The following is a 19118-nucleotide window of genomic DNA, read 5'->3' on the forward strand; positions in this document are numbered from 1 at the left end:
TAAACTGTTTTAGGCGGCCAGTTTACGGCGGTTGTACAAACCACCCAACAAACCGGTGAAGCATCCGATGAGTAACCCGCTGACATGGGCTGCGTTGGCGATTTCACCGAAGCCGATCATCGAGATCAGCCCGGACAGGCACAGCACCAGCCAAACCAGCATCATCACCAGCACGCCGCGCGGCAGGCGATAAGCCGGGTTCGGCGCCAACAGCTGGAAGATCCAGCAATGCCCGAGCAGGCCGTACAGCACACCGGACAACCCGCCGAACAAGGTCGGGCCGCTGAAATAATACTGGGCGCAGTTGGAAACGAGGCTGAACAGCAACGTCAGGCCAATCAGGTTGATGCTGCCCTGGCGCGATTCGATGCGCCGGCCCAGCTCCCAATACCACATGCCGTTCATGGCCAGATGCAGGATGCCGAAGTGGATCAGCATCGGCGTCATCAGTCGCCACCACTGCCCCGCCGCCAGGCTGTCAGCCAATGGCACGAAATGGATGTACTCGCCAACCACGCGAAAATCGAGGAAGGTCAGCCAGCGCATCGTGTCGAGATTCTCGCCCAGCAGCGTCACCGCGCCGACGAGGATGCTCAGCAGCAAAACCAGCGCTGTCGCCTTGGCGTAGCGCAGCTGCTCGACGAAACCGGGGCGCTGGATGGTTAACACCGCCGGAATGTCCAGCTGCTGATCGGGGTCACCGGCGGGAAAGCGTTCGTACAGCGAAAGCACGTCCTGACTGATGTTGGCCGGCACCCAGAGCACCTGTTCTCCCGACTCTTCGCTGACGCGATGCGGCACCTGCATGCGTTGCAGCAGTTTGACGAACCCGCTCAAATCCACCGCCAGTGGCAGACGCAAAACAGCAACAGCACTCATTGCAGCACCTCCGGCCGTTCGACATCGACCCAGACAAATTTATTTGGATCAAGCCGGGTTTCCTGATCCAGCCGATAGGCGACCAGTTTGCCGTAGAGCACGGCGCTGTAATCCAGGCAGGCCAGGTTCGGGCGTATCGGCACCGGTTTGCCGCTGCGCCAGTAGTGGCCGACGAACAACAGCGGTTCATCGACGCCGTAACGCAGCAAGGTGTTTTTTTCCGTGGACGTCAGGGGCGTCTGCGCCACGGGTTCGGGCAACGCGTCAGGCTGGAACACGATGTCTCCGTAGGTTTGCGGGTCGTCTTCCCAGAATTTGGTACGGAAGAACGAGCGCACCAGGCCGTCACCGCTGGTCATGGTCAGCCCATGGGGCAAGCGCATGTCGGTGCCGCGCAGCAGCCGGTCGAACACGGTGCAGGCGAAACTGCCCGGCACGGCCGACGCCTGGAGGAAATGCTCATCGACGCAGCCGTTGGGGAACAGCCTGCGCAATGGTTCGATCAGGCCCGCATCCCAGCAGGCATGCACCACCCGGAAGCGGCCGGCGTCAACGAACAGTGGCAACTCGTAGAACCACTGAAGGAAGTCATGCCAGTCGCCGGGATGGTCTTGGAACTGGGTCAGGGTTTCACCGAGCAATCGGGCATGGCGCGGCGTGTGTTCCCGGACGAACTGCTTGCCGCTGCCCGGTGGCGCTGGCGTGCTCCAACCCAGTGCGTTGAATTCATGATTGCCCATGATGCACAGCGCCTGGCCGGCCTCGACCATGTCATGGACGATGTGCAGCGCCTCGCGAATGCGAGGGCCGCGATCAATGATGTCGCCCACAAACACGGCCATCCGCGACGGATGCCGCCAGACGCCACGTTGTTTTTGATAACCGAGCCGGTCGAGCAAGTGCTCAAGGGTCAGAGCGCAACCGTGCACGTCACCGATCAGGTCGTAGCTACGCGCGGGATCGAGCATCAGTCGCCTCCACCACCCAATCGACTGCCCCATCCGAGTTTGGTCCGGCAGACTTCATAGTAGTTGTGGTCAAGCGGATGAATCAGCCGCAGCTTCTGCGCTTTCTTGCTGATGGTGATGGTGTCGCCGGGGGCGCAGGTGAAGTGGTTCTGCCCGTCACAGGAGACTTGCGGGTAAATCTGCATATCTTTGGACACGACGATTTTCAGCTCACTGTTGCCATCGACCACAATCGGCCTGCCCGACAAGGTATGGGGGTACATCGGCACAATCACAATAGCGTCGAGCTTGGGATGCATGATCGGTCCGCCCGCCGACAGCGCGTAGGCGGTCGAACCGGTGGGCGTCGCAACGATCAGGCCGTCGGCCTTCTGGCTGCAAACGAACTGGCCGTCGATGTACAGTTCGAATTCGATCATTCGCGTCGATTTGCCGGGATGCAGCACCACGTCATTGAGGGCATCGCCCTGACCGATAGCCTCGGCGTGACGGCGGACTTCGGCTTGCAGCAGAAAGCGGTTTTCCACCAGGTAGTGGCCGTCGAGCACTTCGGCGACCTTGACTTCCAGCTCGTCAGGACGAATATCGGTCAGGAAACCGAGGCTGCCACGGTTGATGCCGAGCACCGGAATATTGTGCTTGGCCAGCGCCCGGGCGGCGCCGAGCAGGCTGCCGTCACCGCCGACCACAATCACCATGTCACACACTTCGCCGAGCATCTTGCGTGACGAGGTTTGCAGGCCGTGACCGGGAAGGACTTCGGCGATGGTGTCTTCGAGGATCACGTGCAAGTGACGATCGAGCAGAAACCGTTTCAGTCGGCGGACGGTATCCAGCACCTGAGAACTGCCCAGGCGACCGATGATGCCGATATTACGAAATTGCTCCATGGGGTTCCTGCGAGGACGGCGAAAAAGACGATTATGGGCGAAAGCGCGGGATAGACAAAATCCTTTCAGCCACAAGGGTGTACTCATGTTTAGGGCTATGCTCGCAAGATGATCCTATTTCCCGATTTGCTCTCGTTGCCCCATCAGTTGCGCCACCCCGAAGTGCGCGACCTGGCTTGGGTCATCCTCGCGCCGCCGATGCTCATCGATACACCGTGGCCGCAACGCCATCCCCTGACCGGCAGCGAATGGGTGCAAGAGCCTGAGCGCCTGGAGCGCTGGCTGCGGCAACTGGACCGTGACAGCTACGACTTGCTGCACTGGCTGTCCCAGGCCCGAACCCGGCGTCTGGGCCTGTATTACGAGCGCCTGTGGCAGTACGCGGTGCGTCACGCGCCGGGGATCGAGCTGATTGCCGCCAACCTGCCGATCCGCCGTGAAGGCCACACACTGGGCGAACTGGACATGCTGCTGCGTGACCGCGACGGCGTGCAGCACCTGGAACTGGCGATCAAGCTCTATCTCGGGCCGCAAAATGGCGACGGGCATGACACCGCTCAGTGGCTCGGCCCCGGTTGTCATGATCGGCTGGACCGCAAACTGGCACACCTGGCTCTGCATCAACTGCCCATTTCTGCCCGCGGCGAAAGTCGCGAAGTGCTGGCGGCCCTGGATATTCAGCAGTTCAGTGCACACTTGTGGCTCGGCGGTTACCTGCTGTATCCGTGGCCGGGACGCGCCGCGCCACCCGGCGGTGCGCATCCGCAGCATTTGCGCGGTAGCTGGCTGCATCAGAAAGACTGGGCGGACTTTGTCGTGCAGCGCCCCTTCGGTCGCTGGCAACCCCTGCCCCGCCATGCCTGGCTGGCACCGGCGCATTATCCTGCGGAGCACACCTGGAGCCCGGAACAGTTGAATGCCTGGCTGAACGACCTCGAACCCCAGGCCCCGGCGCAGTTGATGGTTCGCCTGATCGAAAATACCGATGGGGAATGGGAGGAAGCGGAACGGTTGTTTCTGGTGGCGGATCTTTGGCCGAATGTGCCGGGTAGTGGTTGAGATTTGTGGTGGCTGGGCCGGCCCTATCGCGAGCAGGCTCACTCCTACATTTGATCTCCTTATGGCGCAGATCCAGTGTAGGAGTGAGCCTGCTCGCGATGAAGCCGACTCGGTCTAGAGAGATAACCGCACAGCCAAAGCCGCCAACGTCACCAACAATACCGGCACCGTCAACACCACCCCGACCTTGAAGTAATACCCCCACCCAATCCGGATGCTCTTGCGTTCCAGCACATGCAGCCACAACAACGTCGCCAGACTGCCAATCGGCGTGATTTTCGGCCCAAGATCGCTACCGATGACGTTGGCATAAATCATCGCCTCCTTCACCACACCATTGGCCTGACTGGCATCGATCGACAGCAAACCGATCAGCACCGTCGGCAAATTGTTCATCATCGAAGACAGAATCGCCGTCAGCACCCCCGTGCCCATGGCCGCGCCCCACACGCCGTAATGTGCAAACCCGTCCAGCCAACCCGCCAGATACCCAGTCAACCCGGCATTGCGCAGGCCATACACCACCAGGTACATACCCAGCGAAAAAATCACGATCTGCCACGGCGCTTCTTTCATCACCTTGCGCGTTGAAATCTTGTGGCCCCGGGCGGCGATCCCCAACAGCAACGCGGCGCACACCGCAGAAATGGCGCTGATCGGAATACCCAGCGGCTCCAGGGCAAAACAACCCACGAGCAGGATCACCAACACTACCCAACCAGCAAAAAACGTCGCCTTGTCATGTATCGCAGTCGCCGGCAGCTCCAATTGCTCGGGGTCGTAAGCCTTGGGAATGTCGCGACGGAAGAACCACATCAACACCGCCAGTGTTGCCGCGACGCTCACCAGGTTGACCGGGACCATGACCGCCGCATAGCGGTTGAACGTGATATGAAAGAAGTCGGCGGAAACAATGTTCACCAGGTTCGACACCACCAGCGGCAGGCTTGCAGTGTCGGCGATGAAACCGGCGCCCATCACGAACGCCAGCGTGGCTGCCGGGGAGAATCGCAGTGCCAGCAGCATTGAAATAACGATGGGAGTCAGAATCAGCGCCGCTCCGTCATTGGCGAACAATGCCGAGACCAACGCCCCCAGCAGCACCATATAAGCAAACAGCTTACGCCCGCTGCCCCGCCCCCAACGCGCCACATGCAAGGCGGCCCAGGCAAAGAAGCCCGCCTCGTCCAGCAACAGACTGATGATGATCAGCGCCACGAACGTGCCGGTGGCGTTCCAGATGATCTGCCATACGATCGGGATGTCGCTCAACTGCACCACACCGAAAATCAGCGCCAGCACAGCGCCGAACACCGCACTCCAACCGACGCCCAGGCCTTTGGGTTGCCAGATCACCAGCGTGATGGTCAGCAGGAAAATGAGTGAAGCGATGAGCATGCAAAACAACCTTGAGCGAAAAACAAACCGCGATTCAGCCGCAATGCACGAGCGGAGTAAAGCGCAAACGTGTTGCACACCCCATTATCCCTGTGGGAGCGAGCCTGCTCGCGAAAGCGGTATGTCAGTTGGCATTGATTTGACTGATACACCGCTTTCGCGAGCAAGCTCGCTCCCACAGGGGGGGGTCAGGCCTTTTTGTGTTGTTCGACCCATTGGCCGTAGGCGTTGATGAATTTCTGCAAGAACGGTTTGACCGACTCTGAGGGTTTTCCTGACTCGTCGAACGCTGAACCGGCACCACTGAGGTAGGCTTCCGGCTGCTGCATGCACGGCACATCCAGAAATACCATGGACTGACGCAAGTGATGGTTGGCGCCAAACCCGCCGACAGCACCCGGCGAAGCACTGATGATTGCGCCCGGTTTGCCGCTCCATGCGCTCTGGCCATACGGCCGCGATCCCACGTCGATGGCATTCTTCATAGGCGCCGGCACCGAACGGTTGTATTCCGGGGTGACGAACAGCACTGCGTCGGATGAACGTACTTGTTGTCGGAAAGTGCTGTAGGCTGCCGGCGGTGAAGCGCCATCGATGTCTTCGTTGTAGAGTGGCAAGTCACCAATTTCGACGATTTGAAGTTTGAGATTCGCGGGAGCAAGGTCGGCCAGCGCCAGTGCCACCTTGCGATTGATCGATGCCTTTCTCAAGCTGCCGACTATTACGGCGATCGTATAGACGTTGCTCATGGAAGATGTCTCGACTGTCCGATGGAAGAGCTTGTAGTTATAGATGACGAATCACCCAGCGGGCTGTTGAATTTCACTGCCCCTGACTATTTTTTTCTTGCAGGAAAACTTACTTCGCCCAAGCACGGTCTACAGAACCGAAATTTGAGTGATTTATCTCCAGAGGTTCTAAACAGATGGCAGCAGTACTTGTCGGTCAGTTCCACGCAAGAGATGCGGAAGGCCGCGTTTATTCCGTGCATGAGTTCCAGGAATCCATCCCGTCGGCAGACGGTTTCGGCAGCACGGAGCCTGTCACCACCTACAAACTGGCCATTGGCGACCGTATCAAGAAACTGGATGACAACCAGTTTCTGCTGGTTCAATCGGAAGTGACCATCGTGCGCGAACCCGACACGTTTGTCGGCAGCGTGCCAGTAGCCACCATCGCGTCATAACCCCGCGTTATGAGCACAAGTCATGGGCGCGCACTTGAGTTAGGATTCAGTCACTGATTCCCTCACCTGCCGAACATGGACTTCACGCATGCGTTTACGCCACATCGAAGTGATCCACGCGCTTGTGCAGACCGGTCACCTGGGCACCGCTGCCGAATGGCTGCAGTTGCCGGTGGCCGAGGTTGAAGGCATTTTGCGCGAGGCCGAGGGTCAGTTGGGTTTCATGCTGTTTTCCAGCGTGCGCGGACGCTTGCAGGCGACCCGCGAAGCGCGGGAGCTACAGGTCGAAATCGCCCACGTCTACGAAGCGCTTGAACCCGTTCAGCGCCTGGCTGCCAGCCTCAAGCAATACCAGGCACCGCCCCTGCGCATCATCTGCACCCCGCCGTTGGCCCAACAACTGTTGCCTCAGAGCATCGCCGTCCTGCGCCGACGCCTGCCCGATGCACCTTGCAGCCTGCTGAGCCAGCCGACCCGCGAGATCATCAAAACCCTGTTGTTGCGCGAAAGCGATCTGGGGTTGAGCCTGCAGGATCCCGACCACGCCGACATCCATTGCCAGATGATTGCCCAAGGCAAGCTCCAGCTCTTGGCGCCCCATGGCTGGCTGCAGCCCAAGCAGAAATACATTTCGTTGCAGGATCTGGCGGGCCAGTCGATGGTCGGCCTGGAAGGCCACGACCCGCTGAGCCCGGCACTCGAGAACAAATTGCAGGCCTTGCGCCCGGCCCCGCTCGTGCATATCCGGGTGCAGACGCATCAAATGATGCGCAGCATGGTCGAGGCCGGTGAAGGCCTGGCGATTGTCGACCCGTTTACCGCCCTTGGCGCCAAATCCAGCGGACTGGATGTTTGCCCGCTGGCGCCGGCAGTGCCGGTCAGCCTCTACGCCCTGACCCTGAAAAACGGCGAACCATCCGCCGCCGTTCAGACACTGCTGGACATCATTACGGAACAAGCCGCGGCGATGCTCGCGAACTGAGCGGGTTTTCCGGCGAGTTATAGAACAAGCGATACCAAAACAGCGCCACTTCGGCGGTGTTCGGATCGATCCCGCGATAGCGTAGATGATCGATCCCGCCAATCACATAACCACACCGCTCATAAAGCCGACAGGCGCCCAGGTTGTTGTTCTGGGTTTCGAGCATGATGCCCGGCAGTTTTTTCTTGCGACTCCAGAACTGAGCCACGTCCAGCAGCGCTTTGGCCACGCCATGGTGCCGCGCCGGGGCATGCACCGCCAGCTCGTCGATATGGGCAAAGCCGTTCCAGTTGGTGCTGACCACTAGATGGCCGACGGGCTCATCATCGAGATAGGCCATGAAAATCGCACTGTCGGCGGCGTCGCGAAAACTGCTGAACTCTTCAGGGTCGATGCCGTAACACTTTCGATAAGGGGTGATCGGCGTGATCGGCCACTGCTCGACCGGTTTGCCCATTTCGGCAGCGCCATAGGCGGCGACTTCAAAGCTGAAATCACTGCCCCAGATATAGGCCGCGAAGCCGTCATCGGCGACACGCACCGAAAGGCCGGGGTACTTCGGATTAATGACAGGTTGCATACTGGGAAAGGTCCTCATTCCTTGATGCAATCGACGGTGTAGTGCCGTCCATTGCCCTCGTCTTCGTGTTGCAAGCCATGCACATCGACGACGAATCCTGGGAAACTGCTATCAAACGTGCGTGCAAATGAAAGGTAGTCGATGATTGACCGGGTCGCCTCTGTGAACCGCTCGCCCGGCATGATCAACGGAATGCCCGGCGGATACGGAACCAGCATCACCGCAGCGATCCGCCCGTCCAGCGCATCGATCGACACCGCCTCTACCTCGCCCCGCACCAAATGATCATAGGCGTCGGCCGGCTTCATGACGATTTCCGGCAGCTCGGTGTACATGCGCTTGAGGTGTTTGGCCGTGGCATTGCTGCGATAGCAGGCGTGCAATTGATCGCACAAATCGCGCAAGCCCATGCCTTGATAACGCCCGACGCTCGGTTGCGCCACACAGGGCAGGCAAGTTGTCAGGCTGACGTTGGCATCGTAGCTGCGCTTGAACTCCAGCAACTCGGTCAACAGCGTGCTCCATTTGCCTTTGGTGATGCCCATCGAGAACAGCACCAGGAACGAATACAGCCCGGTCTTTTCGACCACCAACCCGCGCTCCCAGAGAAATTTACTGACCACGGCCGCCGGAATCCCGCGCTCACTCAGCGCACCGCCTGCGGTCAGGCCGGGCATCACCAGGGTGACTTTGATCGGATCGAGCAACACGTAATCGTCGGTCACGCCGCCAAAGCCGTGCCAGTCGGCATCGGGTTGCAGCAGCCAGTCTTCGGTGACCACGCGATCGATGCCTTCCACCGACGGCGGCTGCCAGATGGAAAACCACCAGTCATCCGCCGCAATGTGCTGCCGCAAATTGGCCAGGGCGCGACGAAAACTCAGGGCCTCGTCAAACATCTCCTGCAATAGCGAACGCCCGGACGGACCCTCCATCATCGCCGAGGCCACGTCCAGCGACGCAATGATGCTGTATTGGGGCGACGTGGAGATGTGCATCATGAACGCTTCGTTGAAGCGGTCGCGGTCCAGTTGCCGTGCGCCACCGTCCTGAACATGAATCATCGAGGCCTGACTGAACGCGGCCAACAGCTTGTGCGTGGAATGCGTGGTGAACACCAGTGGACTGTCTTCGCTGCGCGTAGTGCCCATACCGTAACGCCCGGCGAAAAACTCATGGAACGCCGCGTAGGCGTACCAGGCCTCGTCGAAATGCAGCACCTCGACGCTGTTGCCCAGGCTCTGCTTGATCAACTCCGCGTTGTAGCAAAGGCCGTCATAGGTCGAGTTGGTGATGACCGCTAATTTGACCTTGGGCGCGAGACCTTTGGTCAGCGGGCTGGCGTCGATCTTGGCCTGGATCGACTCGCGGCTGAATTCGCTCAACGGAATCGGGCCGATGATCCCCAGTTCGTTGCGCTCCGGGCACAGGTACAACGGGATCGCGCCGGTCATGATGATCGAATGCAACACCGACTTGTGACAGTTGCGGTCCACCAGCACGAGGTCATCGCGGGCGACCATCGAATGCCAGACGATTTTGTTGGCAGTCGAGGTGCCATTGATCACGAAAAAGGTGTGATCGGCGCCGAAATTGCGCGCGGCTCGCGCTTCCGCTTCGGCCAGCGGACCGGTGTGATCGAGCAAGGAACCCAATTCGGGAACCGACACGGACAAATCCGAACGCAGGGTGTTTTCCCCAAAAAACTGGTGAAACGCCTGCCCGACCGGGCTCTTGTGGTACGCCACGCCACCGCCGTGGCCAGGTGTGTGCCAGGAATAATTGGAATCGGCGGTGTGTTGCACCAGCGCCTTGAAAAACGGTGGCAGTAGACAGTCCAGGTACTTGCGTGCGGCCCGGGCCACTTGCCGGGCCAGGAACGGCACCGTGTCTTCGAACAGATAAAGAATGCCGCGCAACTGATTGAGTTCGGCCATCGCATCGGCGGGCGCGTTTTCCAGCGTCACTTGTTCGCCGAGGGCGAAGATCGGCAGGTCCGGCGCACGCACTCGCGCCAGGCCGATCAACTCGGCCATGTTTTGCAATAAATGCGAGTCGGTACTGGCGTCTTCAGCGGCAATCAACATGCAAGAGAGGCCGTGATGGGTCGATGCGACCAGCCGCCCTTCGGTGTAATCCACCGCCGAAACAATGCTGAAGCCTTCCTGCTCCAACTCCCGGGCGATGCCCCGCACGCGATCACCGGCGACGGTGTCGGCCTTGATGTCGCGGTGGACGATCAGGACCGGGAACTTCAAATCTTTATACATGGGCTCAGTGTCCTGAGGCGGCAGACCGCAGCCTGCCAATACCCTCAGGGTAGAGGGTTGATGCGGATGTGGCGAGTGCCGATGCCCTGAAGTGGGTCAATTGATGCACGCTAATGTCGCAAGCGAACACGACCTGTAGCAGCTGCCGAGCACCGCGAGGCTGCGTCCGGCTGCGTAGCCGTCGTAAACCCAGAGAACGCGGTATACCTGAAACACCGTAGTGTCTGGTTTCACGCCTGCTTCGCAGCCGGACGCAGCCTCGCGGTACTCGACAGCTGCTACGGATTCAGGCCTGCGCCTTGGCATCCGCCAGTTGCTGCCACAGCGACGGGGCGCCGGCGGCTTTCGCGATGGCTTCAAGACGCGCCACGTGCTGGGCCAGGTCATCTTCGCTGGCGCGGATGATGCGGGCGCGCGTGCGGTCGGCCGGCAAGCGGCGGATTTCGGTGGCCGAGTTATCCGCACCTTCGCCGGAGCCATTACCGTCGGACGCATTACCGGCCAGCGACAGGCTGGTCTGGCCGCCGGTCATGGTCAGGTAAACGTCAGCCAGAATTTCGGAGTCGAGCAAAGCGCCGTGCAGCTCTCGACCCGAGTTATCGACGCCATAACGTTTGCACAAGGCGTCGAGGCTGTTGCGCTGCCCCGGGTGACGTTCCCGGGCCATCATCAAGGTATCGAGGATCGAGCAGTGTTGCGTGATGTCCGCACGATCGTGCTGGCCCATCAGGGCGAATTCGTTGTTGATGAAGCCAACGTCGAACGCCGCGTTATGGATGATCAGTTGCGCGCCTTTGATGAACTCGAAGAACTCATCGGCCACTTCAGTGAAACGCGGTTTGCCCACCAGAAATTCGTTGGTGATGCCGTGGACGCCGATGGCGCCTTCGTCACTCTCGCGATCCGGTTGCAGGTAAACGTGAAAATGCCGGCCGGTCAGGCGCCGACCGATCAACTCGACACAACCGATTTCGATAATCCGGTGGCCGTCGGTCACCGGCATGCCGGTGGTTTCGGTATCGAGTACAACGGATCTGGTGGCCATCAGTGCTCAGCTCTCAACGGGTCATTCGTGCAAAAGCGGCGATGTTAACACGCTCGCCGGGGTGATTCAGATAGACCGAGTCGCGGCCATCGCGAGCAGGCTCGCTCCCACACGGGATCTCCATTGTTCGAAAATCCCCTGTGGGAGCGACGGTGCGACGATTCGACCTGCTCGCGAATAGCTGCGCCTCGGTCAAACTGACCTATTGAAATCAAGCCTGCTTATACCCGCGCACTTCATCCACACCCCGGTTGGCCAACTGGTCTGCCCGTTCGTTACCGTGGTGACCGATGTGCCCCCGCACCCATTTCCAGGTGACGTTGTGGCGATTGACCTGCTCATCCAGCAACTTCCACAAGTCGGCATTTTTAACCGGCTCTTTCGCCGCCGTTTTCCAGCCGCGCTTCTTCCAGTTGTCCATCCATTCGTTGATGCCTTTCATCACGTACTGGGAGTCGGTCACCAGCAGCACGTCGCACGAGCGCTTGAGCTCTTCGAGGCCACGAATAGCGCCCATCAGCTCCATGCGGTTGTTGGTGGTGTTGGCTTCGCCGCCCCACAATTCCTTTTCAACGCCTTTGCACACCAGCAGTGCGCCCCAGCCGCCAGGGCCAGGGTTGCCTTTGCAGGCGCCGTCGGTGAAGAGTTCTACGCTATCGCTCATGCCAATCTATCCAGAAAATGCGGTGGCTCGACGATCAGAGATCGACGATGCCCGAGGCCGGGACTGACCCGACCGGGAATATTAAAAAGGTATTACGGATCGATGCGGCGACGATTGACCTTGGCCATCGGCAAGGGAATCAGCTTGCCCATCGGTTCGCGCCGTTCCTGACGTAGCGGACGCAGGCCCACCACGATCTTGCGTGCCACCAATAAATAGAAACCGCCGCCCGACAGTTGCCAGTCGCCGGCCTTGCGCTCCCAACCGGCCAGACGGGCCTGCCAGGCGGGTGAAGCAAGCGGCGGACGATAGCACCCGAAGCGGCGTTTCTCCAGCGCGAAACCCAGCAGGTTCAGCCAGTCGGCGACGCGCGACGGCGAAATGCAACGCGCCTTGCGCATGGCGTCATGGGTGAACACATGGCGCAAGCCCCAAGTGCTCCACGGATTGATGCCGATGATCAGCAAATGCCCGCCGGGCCGCACGCTACTCGCCGCTTCGCGCAGCAAACCATGGGGCGACAGACAGAAATCCAGCCCATGCTGCAACACCACAACGTCTGCGGCGTGCTCGCTCAACGGCCAGGCCTGTTCTTCACAAACGATTTCGACACCGGGCAACGGCGCACCGAGCCGTACATTGCGCTGCACTTGGGGCGCCGACGGCGGCGTCTGGGCCGACGGACCGTAATGCACCAGATAACCGCCGAAGAAGCGCCCCAACTCGTCTTCGAGCATGCGGCGTTCTTCATCCAGCAAAAATTGCCCGATAGGGCCGGACAGCCATTCACGGGCCGCGCTGATCAATGTCAGCCACTCGGGGTCAGCCTGAGCGAACGCTTTATCGGTCATTGCATTCTCCAACGCGCCAGGAAGTTCTAAGATGCACCATTGTTTTCCGCTTGGCGAATCCGACGATGATACAGATCAGTGCCCTGCCCGCCTTCACCGACAACTACATCTGGTTGTTACAAGACCACCGCACCCAGCGTTGCGCCGTGGTCGATCCGGGTGATGCCGCCCCCGTGCAGGCCTGGCTTGCAGCGCATCCGGGTTGGGCATTGAGCGATATTCTGATCACTCACCACCATCATGACCACGTCGGCGGCGTCGAGCGGCTGAAAAAAGCGACTAACGCGAAGGTCTATGGCCCCGCCAGCGAAACCATCCCGGGCCGGGACGTGGCGCTCAAGGACAACGACCGTGTCAGCGTGCTGGACTGGGACTTCGATGTTTTCGCCGTCCCCGGTCACACCCTGGGGCACATTGCCTATTACCATCATGGCCTGTTGTTCTGCGGTGACACCCTGTTTGCCGCTGGTTGCGGACGGTTGTTCGAAGGCACGCCCGAACAAATGCACACCTCGCTGACACGCCTGGCCGCATTGCCGGAAGATACGCTGGTGTATTGCACCCACGAATACACCCTGAGCAACCTGAAATTTGCTGCCGCAGTGGAGCCTGACAATCCGGAAATCGCCGCTCGCCTGGCCAAAGTAACCCAGCAACGTGAAGCCGGGATCATGACCTTGCCGTCGACGCTGGCCCTGGAAAAGCTCACCAACCCGTTTTTACGCGCTTCTGAAACATCTGTTAAAGAAAAAGTGGACGAACGGATTGGCCCCGATAACCGGGCACCGAGTAAGGTTTTTTCTGCTTTAAGGGCTTGGAAAGATACGTTCTAAGCCGTCTTCGTTTTGTAATGAAAATACTGAATGGTTGACCGCAGGGGGGACGCTTTCTAGAATCGACCGACATTTTTGCCCGGAACTTACTTCCAGCCAATGTCGTCATCTATTAGTAAAGTCATCAATTCAGACGCATTGACCCGCTTGGCTCAAGCCATAGCGGTGGCTGTGTCCGCCACTCTGGCGGGTTGTTCCAGCCATGTGCCGCAGACCGACGCGACACATACCCCGAATATCGCCGCCCGCGCCAAACAGAAGCCCATTTGGCTCAGTGAAAAGCCAAGCCCTCTTGCCGCACAGGACGTCTGGGAGCGCATGCGCCTGGGCTTCCAGTTACAGGACGGCCTGGGCGTCAACCCGCGCATCGAGCAACAGCGACTGTGGTTCGCCAGTAACCCGTCCTTCCTCGAAAACGCCGGCGAGCGCGGTAGCCTGTACATTCACTACATCATCGAACGCCTTGAAGAACGCAACATGCCGCTGGAACTGGCGTTGCTGCCAGTGATTGAAAGCTCCTACAACCCGATGGCTTATTCCCGGGCCAACGCGGTGGGTCTTTGGCAATTCATCCCTTCCACCGGCCGTTACTACAACCTGCGCCAGACCAGTGCCTATGATGGCCGACGCGACATTACTGCATCGACCACCGCAGCCCTGGATTACCTGACCCGCCTGCACGACATGTTCAACGGTGACTGGATGCTCGCCCTTGCCGCCTACAACGCCGGCGAAGGCACGGTCAGCCGCGCTATCGAGCGTAACGAAAGGCTCGGCCTGCCGACCGACTACTGGAACCTGCCACTGCCGTCGGAAACCCAGGCCTACGTGCCCAAGCTGCTGGCCTTGTCGCAAGTGGTAATGGCACCCGAAGCCTACGGCGTGAACCTCAACCCGATCGCCAACGAGCCGTATTTCAAGGTCGTCGAAATCAACCAGCGCATGGACCTGTCCACAGTTGCCGCGGTGGCCAACATCGACGAAGACGAACTGTTCCAGCTCAACCCGGCGTTCAAACAGCGCACCACCCTTGACGGCCCCCAGCATCTGCTGGTGCCCACGTCCAAGGCGCAGTTGTTGACCACTAGCCTGTCGACCATGCGTCCGGAAGAGTTGATCAGCAAGAAGCCACTCAAACCAGTCTTCGAAGGCGCAGACGGCTCTCAAATCGCCAGCGTCAAGCGCACTTACCGGGTCAAACGCGGCGACAGCCTCGGCACCATCGCCAAGGCCAATGGCGTCGACGTCAAAGACCTGCAGCGCTGGAACAAGCTGACCGGCAAGAACCTCAAGTCGGGTCAGAAGCTGGTGATCCATGACACCACCAAGCGCGGTAGTGGTCGTGTCAACACGGTCGTGGCCGCCAACAGCAAAGCCGACCAAAAGAAGCCACAGACCCAATACAAGGTTCAGCAAGGCGATTCGTTGTACATCGTCGCCAAGCGCTTCAATGTCGAGATGCAGCATCTCAAACGCTGGAACCCGCGTGTCGGCAAGGCGTTGAAGCCTGGGCAAGTGCTGACGGTATCTTCGCCACACTAAAAAGAACCCCTGATGTCAGGGGTTTTTTTTCGCCTGAAGCTTGCCAAAACCCCTGTAGCAGCTGGCGAAGCCTGCGTTCGGCTGCGAAGCAGTCGTAAAACCTGAGTTTGCGGTCTTCCTGAAACACCGCATTGCCTGATTACGCGACTGCTTCGCAGCCGAACGCAGGCTTCGCCAGCTGCTACAAGGGCCGCGCAAGCTCAATTAACAGTGCATTAACCCCCTGTCTTTTTCCTGTCGATACAAGCTGTTACTGTACGGACCATAAAGCCCAAGCCGCCTGGATCGGATCTCTGACTTGAAGCGTCCCCTCCTTCTGCTCCTGATCAGCCTGGCCTTGAGCTCTCCCGCAAGCGCGACGATCAGCGAAAGCCACGGTTATGCGCAGTTCGGCACGCTCAAGTACCCGGCCCGATTTACCCACTTTGACTGGGTCAACCCGCAAGCGCCCAAGGGCGGCACCTTGCGGGTGATGGCGTTTGGCACCTTCGATACGCTCAATCCTTATACCTTCAAGGGCTCAAGCCCGGTCTCGACGCCGAATTTCCTGCAATACGGGATCAATGAGCTGAATGAGCCGCTGATGGTCGGCACCGGCCAGTACGCGCCGTCCGGCGACGAGCCGACCTCCAGTTATGGCCTGATCGCCCAGTCGGTGGAATACAGCGAGGACCGCAGTTGGGTGGTGTTCAACCTGCGCCCCGAAGCGCGGTTCCACGATGGTTCGCCGATTACTGCGAAGGACGTCGCGTTCTCCTACCGTCTGTTGCTCAAGGAAGGTCATCCACAGTACCGGACCAATCTTCAGGAAGTAGCGCGGGTCGATATTCTCAACCCGCACCGAGTTCGATTCGTCTTCAAGCGCACCGGTAACCCGTTGTTGATCCTGCGCTTGGGCGAATTGCCGGTCATGTCTGCGCAGTACTGGAAAGGCCGCGATTTCAAGGCGACCACCTTCGAGCCACCCTTGGGCAGCGGGCCGTATCGCATCACCTCAGTGACGCCTGGGCGGCAGATTGTTTTTGAGCGGGTCAAGGACTACTGGGGCAAGGATCTGCCGGTCAATCGCGGCAAGTACAACGTTGATCGCATGGAGGTCGAGTTTTACCGTGACAGCGATGTCGCCTTCGAGGCGTTCAAGGCCGGCGAGTTCGACGTTTACATCGAGCACCAGGCCAAGAACTGGGACAACGGCTACAACTTCCCGGCGGTCCGTCGCGGCGACGTGATCAAAGCGCAGATCCCGCATCAGATTCCGACCCAGAGCCAGGGCCTGTTCATGAACACCCGGCGCCCGACCTTCGCCGAGACCAAGGTCCGCGAAGCGCTGGGGCTGATGTTCGACTTCGAGTGGACCAACCGCACGCTGTTCAGCGACGCCTACAAGCGCACCCTGAGTTACTACCCCAACAGCGAATTCTCTGCCACCGGCCTGCCGGTCGGTCATGAATGGCTGATGCTCAAGCCGTATCGCGAACAGTTGCCCGCCAAACTCTTCACCGAGCCGTTCAGCCTGCCGCAAACCGACGGCCGCGGCATTCCAAGGGAAACCCTGCGAAAAGCCCTTGGACTGCTTGCCGAGGCCGGCTGGAAGCTCAATGGCCAGCGTGTGCAGAACGCCGCCGGTCAACCGCTGCAACTCGAGATCCTGCTGGTCAACCCGAACCTGGAACGCATCCTCCAGCCCTACGTCGAGAACCTCGCCAGCATTGGTATCGACGCGCGCCTGCGCACCGTCGACCGCGCCCAGTACAAACAGCGCCTGGATCAGTTCGACTTCGACATGATTTTGATGACGCTCAACCAGACCCTCAGCCCGGGCCTGGAGCAGTGGCAGTATTTTCATTCCAGCCAGGTCGGGATCAAGGGCAGTAAAAACTACGCCGGTATCGCCAACCCGGTGGTCGACCATTTACTCGAACAACTGCTCGCCGCCCAGAGCCGCGACGAACAAGTCGCCGCCGGCAAAGCCCTCGACCGCGTGTTGCTGTGGCAGCACTACAGCATTCCCAACTGGTACCTCAATTATCACCGCCTGGCTTACCGTAACCGGTTAGCCTTTGTCACCACGCCGCCCTACACCCTGGGCCTGAGCGCATGGTGGCTGAAGTCTTCGGAGAAAGATCGATGAAACCCGTACGCGCCCTGCTGTTGCAGGCCAGCGGTTTGCTGTTCGCCGGGCTGGCCTGTGCCGCCCCGCAACACGCCGTGACCCTCTACAACGAACCGCCAAAGTACCCCGCTGACTTTAAACATTTCGACTATGTGAACCCGGATGCGCCCAAGGGCGGGATCTTTCGTCAGGCCGGTTTCGGCGGCTTCGACAGCCTCAATCCGTTTATCAGCAAGGGCGTTCCGGCCGACGACATCGGCATAATCTACGACACCCTCGCCAGACAAGGGCTGGACGAGCCGTTCACCGAATATGGCCTGGTGGCCGGCCAGATAGAGAAAGCCCCGGACAACAGCTGGGTGCGTTTCTACCTGCGCCCTGAAGCGCGTTTCCACGATGGCCATCCGATCCGCGCCGAAGACGTGGTGTTCAGCTTCCAGATGCTGACCAAGGACGGCGCGCCGCTCTATCGGGGTTACTACAACGACGTCGAGGAAGCGGTCGCCGAAGACCCGCTGACCGTGCTGTTCAAGTTCAAGCACACCAATAACCGTGAGTTGCCGCTGATCCTCGGCCAGTTGCCGGTGTTGCCCAAGCATTGGTGGGCCGACCGCGATTTCAACAAGGGCAACCTTGAGATACCGCTGGGCAGTGGCCCGTACAAAGTCAGTCAAGTGAAGGCCGGGCGTTCGATTCGCTATGAGCGGGTCAAGGATTACTGGGGCAAGGACTTGCCGGTCAATCGTGGGTTCTACAACTTCGACGTGATGACCACCGATTACTACCGCGACAACACCGTGGCGCTCGAAGCGTTCAAGGCCGGGCAGTTCGATTACTGGCTGGAGATGACCGCGAAGAACTGGGCAAATGCTTACAACGTCCCGGCCGTCACCGAAGGCCGCTTGATCAAGGAACAGATCCCCAACGGCAACACCACCGGCATGCAGGGTTTTGTGTTCAACCTGCGCCGCCCGTTGTTCCAGGACGTGCGCGTGCGTGAGGCCCTGGCGTTGCTGCTGGACTTTGAATGGACCAACAAGCAATTGTTCAACAGCGCCTACGCGCGCACCCGCAGCTATTTCGAGAATTCGGAAATGGCCGCCACCGACCTGCCGGATGCCGATCAACTGGCGATCCTCGATCCGTTCCGCGGCAAGATCCCTGAGCAAGTGTTCAGCGAGGCGTTCCAGAACCCGGTGACCGACGCCAGCGGCATGATTCGCGACCATCAGCGCAAAGCCTATCAATTGCTGCAAGAGGCCGGCTGGCGGATCGTCGATGACAAAATGGTCGATGCCACCGGCAAACCGGTGACCATCGAGTTTCTGTTGGCGCAGACCGAATTCGAGCGGGTACTCCTGCCGTTCAAGCGCAACCTCAGCGACCTGGGGATCGACTTGGTGATCCGCCGGGTCGACGTCTCGCAGTACATCAACCGCGTGCGCTCACGGGACTTCGACATGATCGTCGGCAGCTTTCCGCAGTCCAGTTCTCCTGGCAACGAACAGCGCGAATTCTGGATGTCGGCCGCCGCCGACAAACCCGGCAGCCGCAATTCCATGGGCCTGAAAGACCCGGTGGTGGACCAACTGGTCGAGCAACTGATCAACGCCGATTCGCGCAAAAGCCTGGTGGCGCATGCCCGGGCACTGGACCGCGTGCTGCAATGGGGTTATTACGTGATCCCCAACTGGCACATCAAGACCTGGCGCGTGGCGTACTGGAACCACATCGGCCATCCTAAAACCTCACCCCTGTACGACATCGGCACAAACACGTGGTGGATCAAGCCAGACGCGAAACCTGCGATAGAAGTCGAAACCATACTGCAAGCCTCCCCTGCGGCCACGGAGTAATC

The 19118-nt window shown here is 59.7% G+C and carries 17 protein-coding genes; 7 read left to right on the forward strand and 10 right to left on the reverse strand.

Going from position 1 to position 19118, the window contains the following annotated elements; all coding sequences use genetic code 11:
* Positions 1-9: 9 nt before the first annotated feature.
* Genes KGB06_RS25755 through KGB06_RS25765 form a run of 3 tightly spaced genes read right to left on the reverse strand, consistent with a single transcriptional unit; the run spans position 10 to position 2737 of the window.
* Positions 10-879, reverse strand: coding sequence for a rhomboid family intramembrane serine protease (locus KGB06_RS25755; RefSeq protein WP_223520808.1), 870 nt, complete (start codon positions 877-879; stop codon positions 10-12).
* Complete coding sequence (locus tag KGB06_RS25760; protein WP_223520810.1) at positions 876-1847, reverse strand: metallophosphoesterase; 972 nt, start codon at positions 1845-1847, stop codon at positions 876-878. Before KGB06_RS25760 ends, KGB06_RS25755 begins: the two co-directional genes overlap by 4 nt.
* Positions 1847-2737, reverse strand: coding sequence for an NAD(+) kinase (locus tag KGB06_RS25765; RefSeq protein WP_027923400.1), 891 nt, complete (start codon positions 2735-2737; stop codon positions 1847-1849). The genes KGB06_RS25760 and KGB06_RS25765 overlap by 1 nt, the downstream gene beginning before the upstream one ends.
* Positions 2738-2845: 108 nt before the next feature.
* Here KGB06_RS25765 and KGB06_RS25770 point away from each other — a divergent pair, with 108 nt between their 5' ends.
* Entirely contained in the window at positions 2846-3796 is a 951-nt protein-coding gene (locus tag KGB06_RS25770) for a DUF1853 family protein (protein ID WP_223520812.1), read from the forward strand.
* A gap of 114 nt (positions 3797-3910) precedes the next feature.
* Here KGB06_RS25770 and KGB06_RS25775 read toward each other — a convergent pair whose 3' ends face one another.
* The gene (locus KGB06_RS25775) at positions 3911-5194 is read right to left on the reverse strand and encodes an arsenic transporter (protein WP_223520814.1); all 1284 of its coding nucleotides are present in this window, start codon (positions 5192-5194) and stop codon (positions 3911-3913) included.
* Between the two features lie 188 nt (positions 5195-5382).
* Positions 5383-5943: an NADPH-dependent FMN reductase gene (locus tag KGB06_RS25780; RefSeq protein WP_223520816.1), complete on the reverse strand. Its 561-nt coding sequence runs from the start codon at positions 5941-5943 to the stop codon at positions 5383-5385.
* Between the two features lie 176 nt (positions 5944-6119).
* Between KGB06_RS25780 and KGB06_RS25785 the strand changes: the two genes are divergently transcribed.
* Together KGB06_RS25785 and KGB06_RS25790 are read left to right on the forward strand one after the other, a co-directional pair.
* Entirely contained in the window at positions 6120-6380 is a 261-nt protein-coding gene (locus tag KGB06_RS25785; protein ID WP_223520817.1) for a hypothetical protein, read from the forward strand.
* Between the two features lie 88 nt (positions 6381-6468).
* Entirely contained in the window at positions 6469-7362 is an 894-nt protein-coding gene (locus KGB06_RS25790; protein ID WP_223520819.1) for a LysR family transcriptional regulator, read from the forward strand.
* Here KGB06_RS25790 and KGB06_RS25795 read toward each other — a convergent pair.
* The 5 genes from KGB06_RS25795 to KGB06_RS25815 form a co-directional block, all read right to left on the reverse strand.
* On the reverse strand, positions 7328-7942 hold the full coding sequence (locus KGB06_RS25795) for a GNAT family N-acetyltransferase (protein WP_223520821.1): 615 nt from the start codon (positions 7940-7942) through the stop codon (positions 7328-7330). The genes KGB06_RS25790 and KGB06_RS25795 overlap by 35 nt on opposite strands.
* Before the next feature lie 14 nt (positions 7943-7956).
* Entirely contained in the window at positions 7957-10212 is a 2256-nt protein-coding gene (locus KGB06_RS25800) for an arginine/lysine/ornithine decarboxylase (protein ID WP_223520824.1), read from the reverse strand.
* A gap of 286 nt (positions 10213-10498) precedes the next feature.
* Complete coding sequence (gene dnaQ, locus KGB06_RS25805; RefSeq protein ID WP_007944584.1) at positions 10499-11257, reverse strand: DNA polymerase III subunit epsilon; 759 nt, start codon at positions 11255-11257, stop codon at positions 10499-10501.
* Between the two features lie 211 nt (positions 11258-11468).
* Positions 11469-11921 (reverse strand): ribonuclease HI, encoded by a 453-nt coding sequence (gene rnhA / locus KGB06_RS25810; protein ID WP_008028618.1) that lies wholly within the window; start codon positions 11919-11921, stop codon positions 11469-11471.
* A gap of 92 nt (positions 11922-12013) precedes the next feature.
* Positions 12014-12772, reverse strand: a complete 759-nt coding sequence (locus KGB06_RS25815; protein ID WP_223520826.1) for a methyltransferase domain-containing protein — start codon at positions 12770-12772, stop codon at positions 12014-12016.
* A 65-nt stretch (positions 12773-12837) separates the two neighbouring features.
* Here KGB06_RS25815 and gloB point away from each other — a divergent pair, with 65 nt between their 5' ends.
* The 4 genes from gloB to KGB06_RS25835 all read left to right on the forward strand — a co-directional run bounded on the left by gloB (position 12838) and on the right by KGB06_RS25835 (position 19116).
* The gene (gene gloB, locus KGB06_RS25820) at positions 12838-13605 is read left to right on the forward strand and encodes a hydroxyacylglutathione hydrolase (protein WP_223520828.1); all 768 of its coding nucleotides are present in this window, start codon (positions 12838-12840) and stop codon (positions 13603-13605) included.
* Between the two features lie 99 nt (positions 13606-13704).
* The gene (locus tag KGB06_RS25825; RefSeq protein WP_223520831.1) at positions 13705-15147 is read left to right on the forward strand and encodes a transglycosylase SLT domain-containing protein; all 1443 of its coding nucleotides are present in this window, start codon (positions 13705-13707) and stop codon (positions 15145-15147) included.
* A 298-nt stretch (positions 15148-15445) separates the two neighbouring features.
* A complete protein-coding gene (locus KGB06_RS25830; RefSeq protein ID WP_223520833.1) occupies positions 15446-17278 on the forward strand; it encodes an extracellular solute-binding protein in 1833 nt (610 codons plus the stop codon).
* The gene (locus tag KGB06_RS25835) at positions 17275-19116 is read left to right on the forward strand and encodes an extracellular solute-binding protein (RefSeq protein WP_223520836.1); all 1842 of its coding nucleotides are present in this window, start codon (positions 17275-17277) and stop codon (positions 19114-19116) included. Before KGB06_RS25830 ends, KGB06_RS25835 begins: the two co-directional genes overlap by 4 nt.
* The last annotated feature ends 2 nt before the right edge of the window (positions 19117-19118 follow it).

It is taken from the genome of Pseudomonas sp. GL-B-19 (assembly GCF_019956415.1).
Classification (GTDB): Bacteria; Pseudomonadota; Gammaproteobacteria; order Pseudomonadales; family Pseudomonadaceae; genus Aquipseudomonas.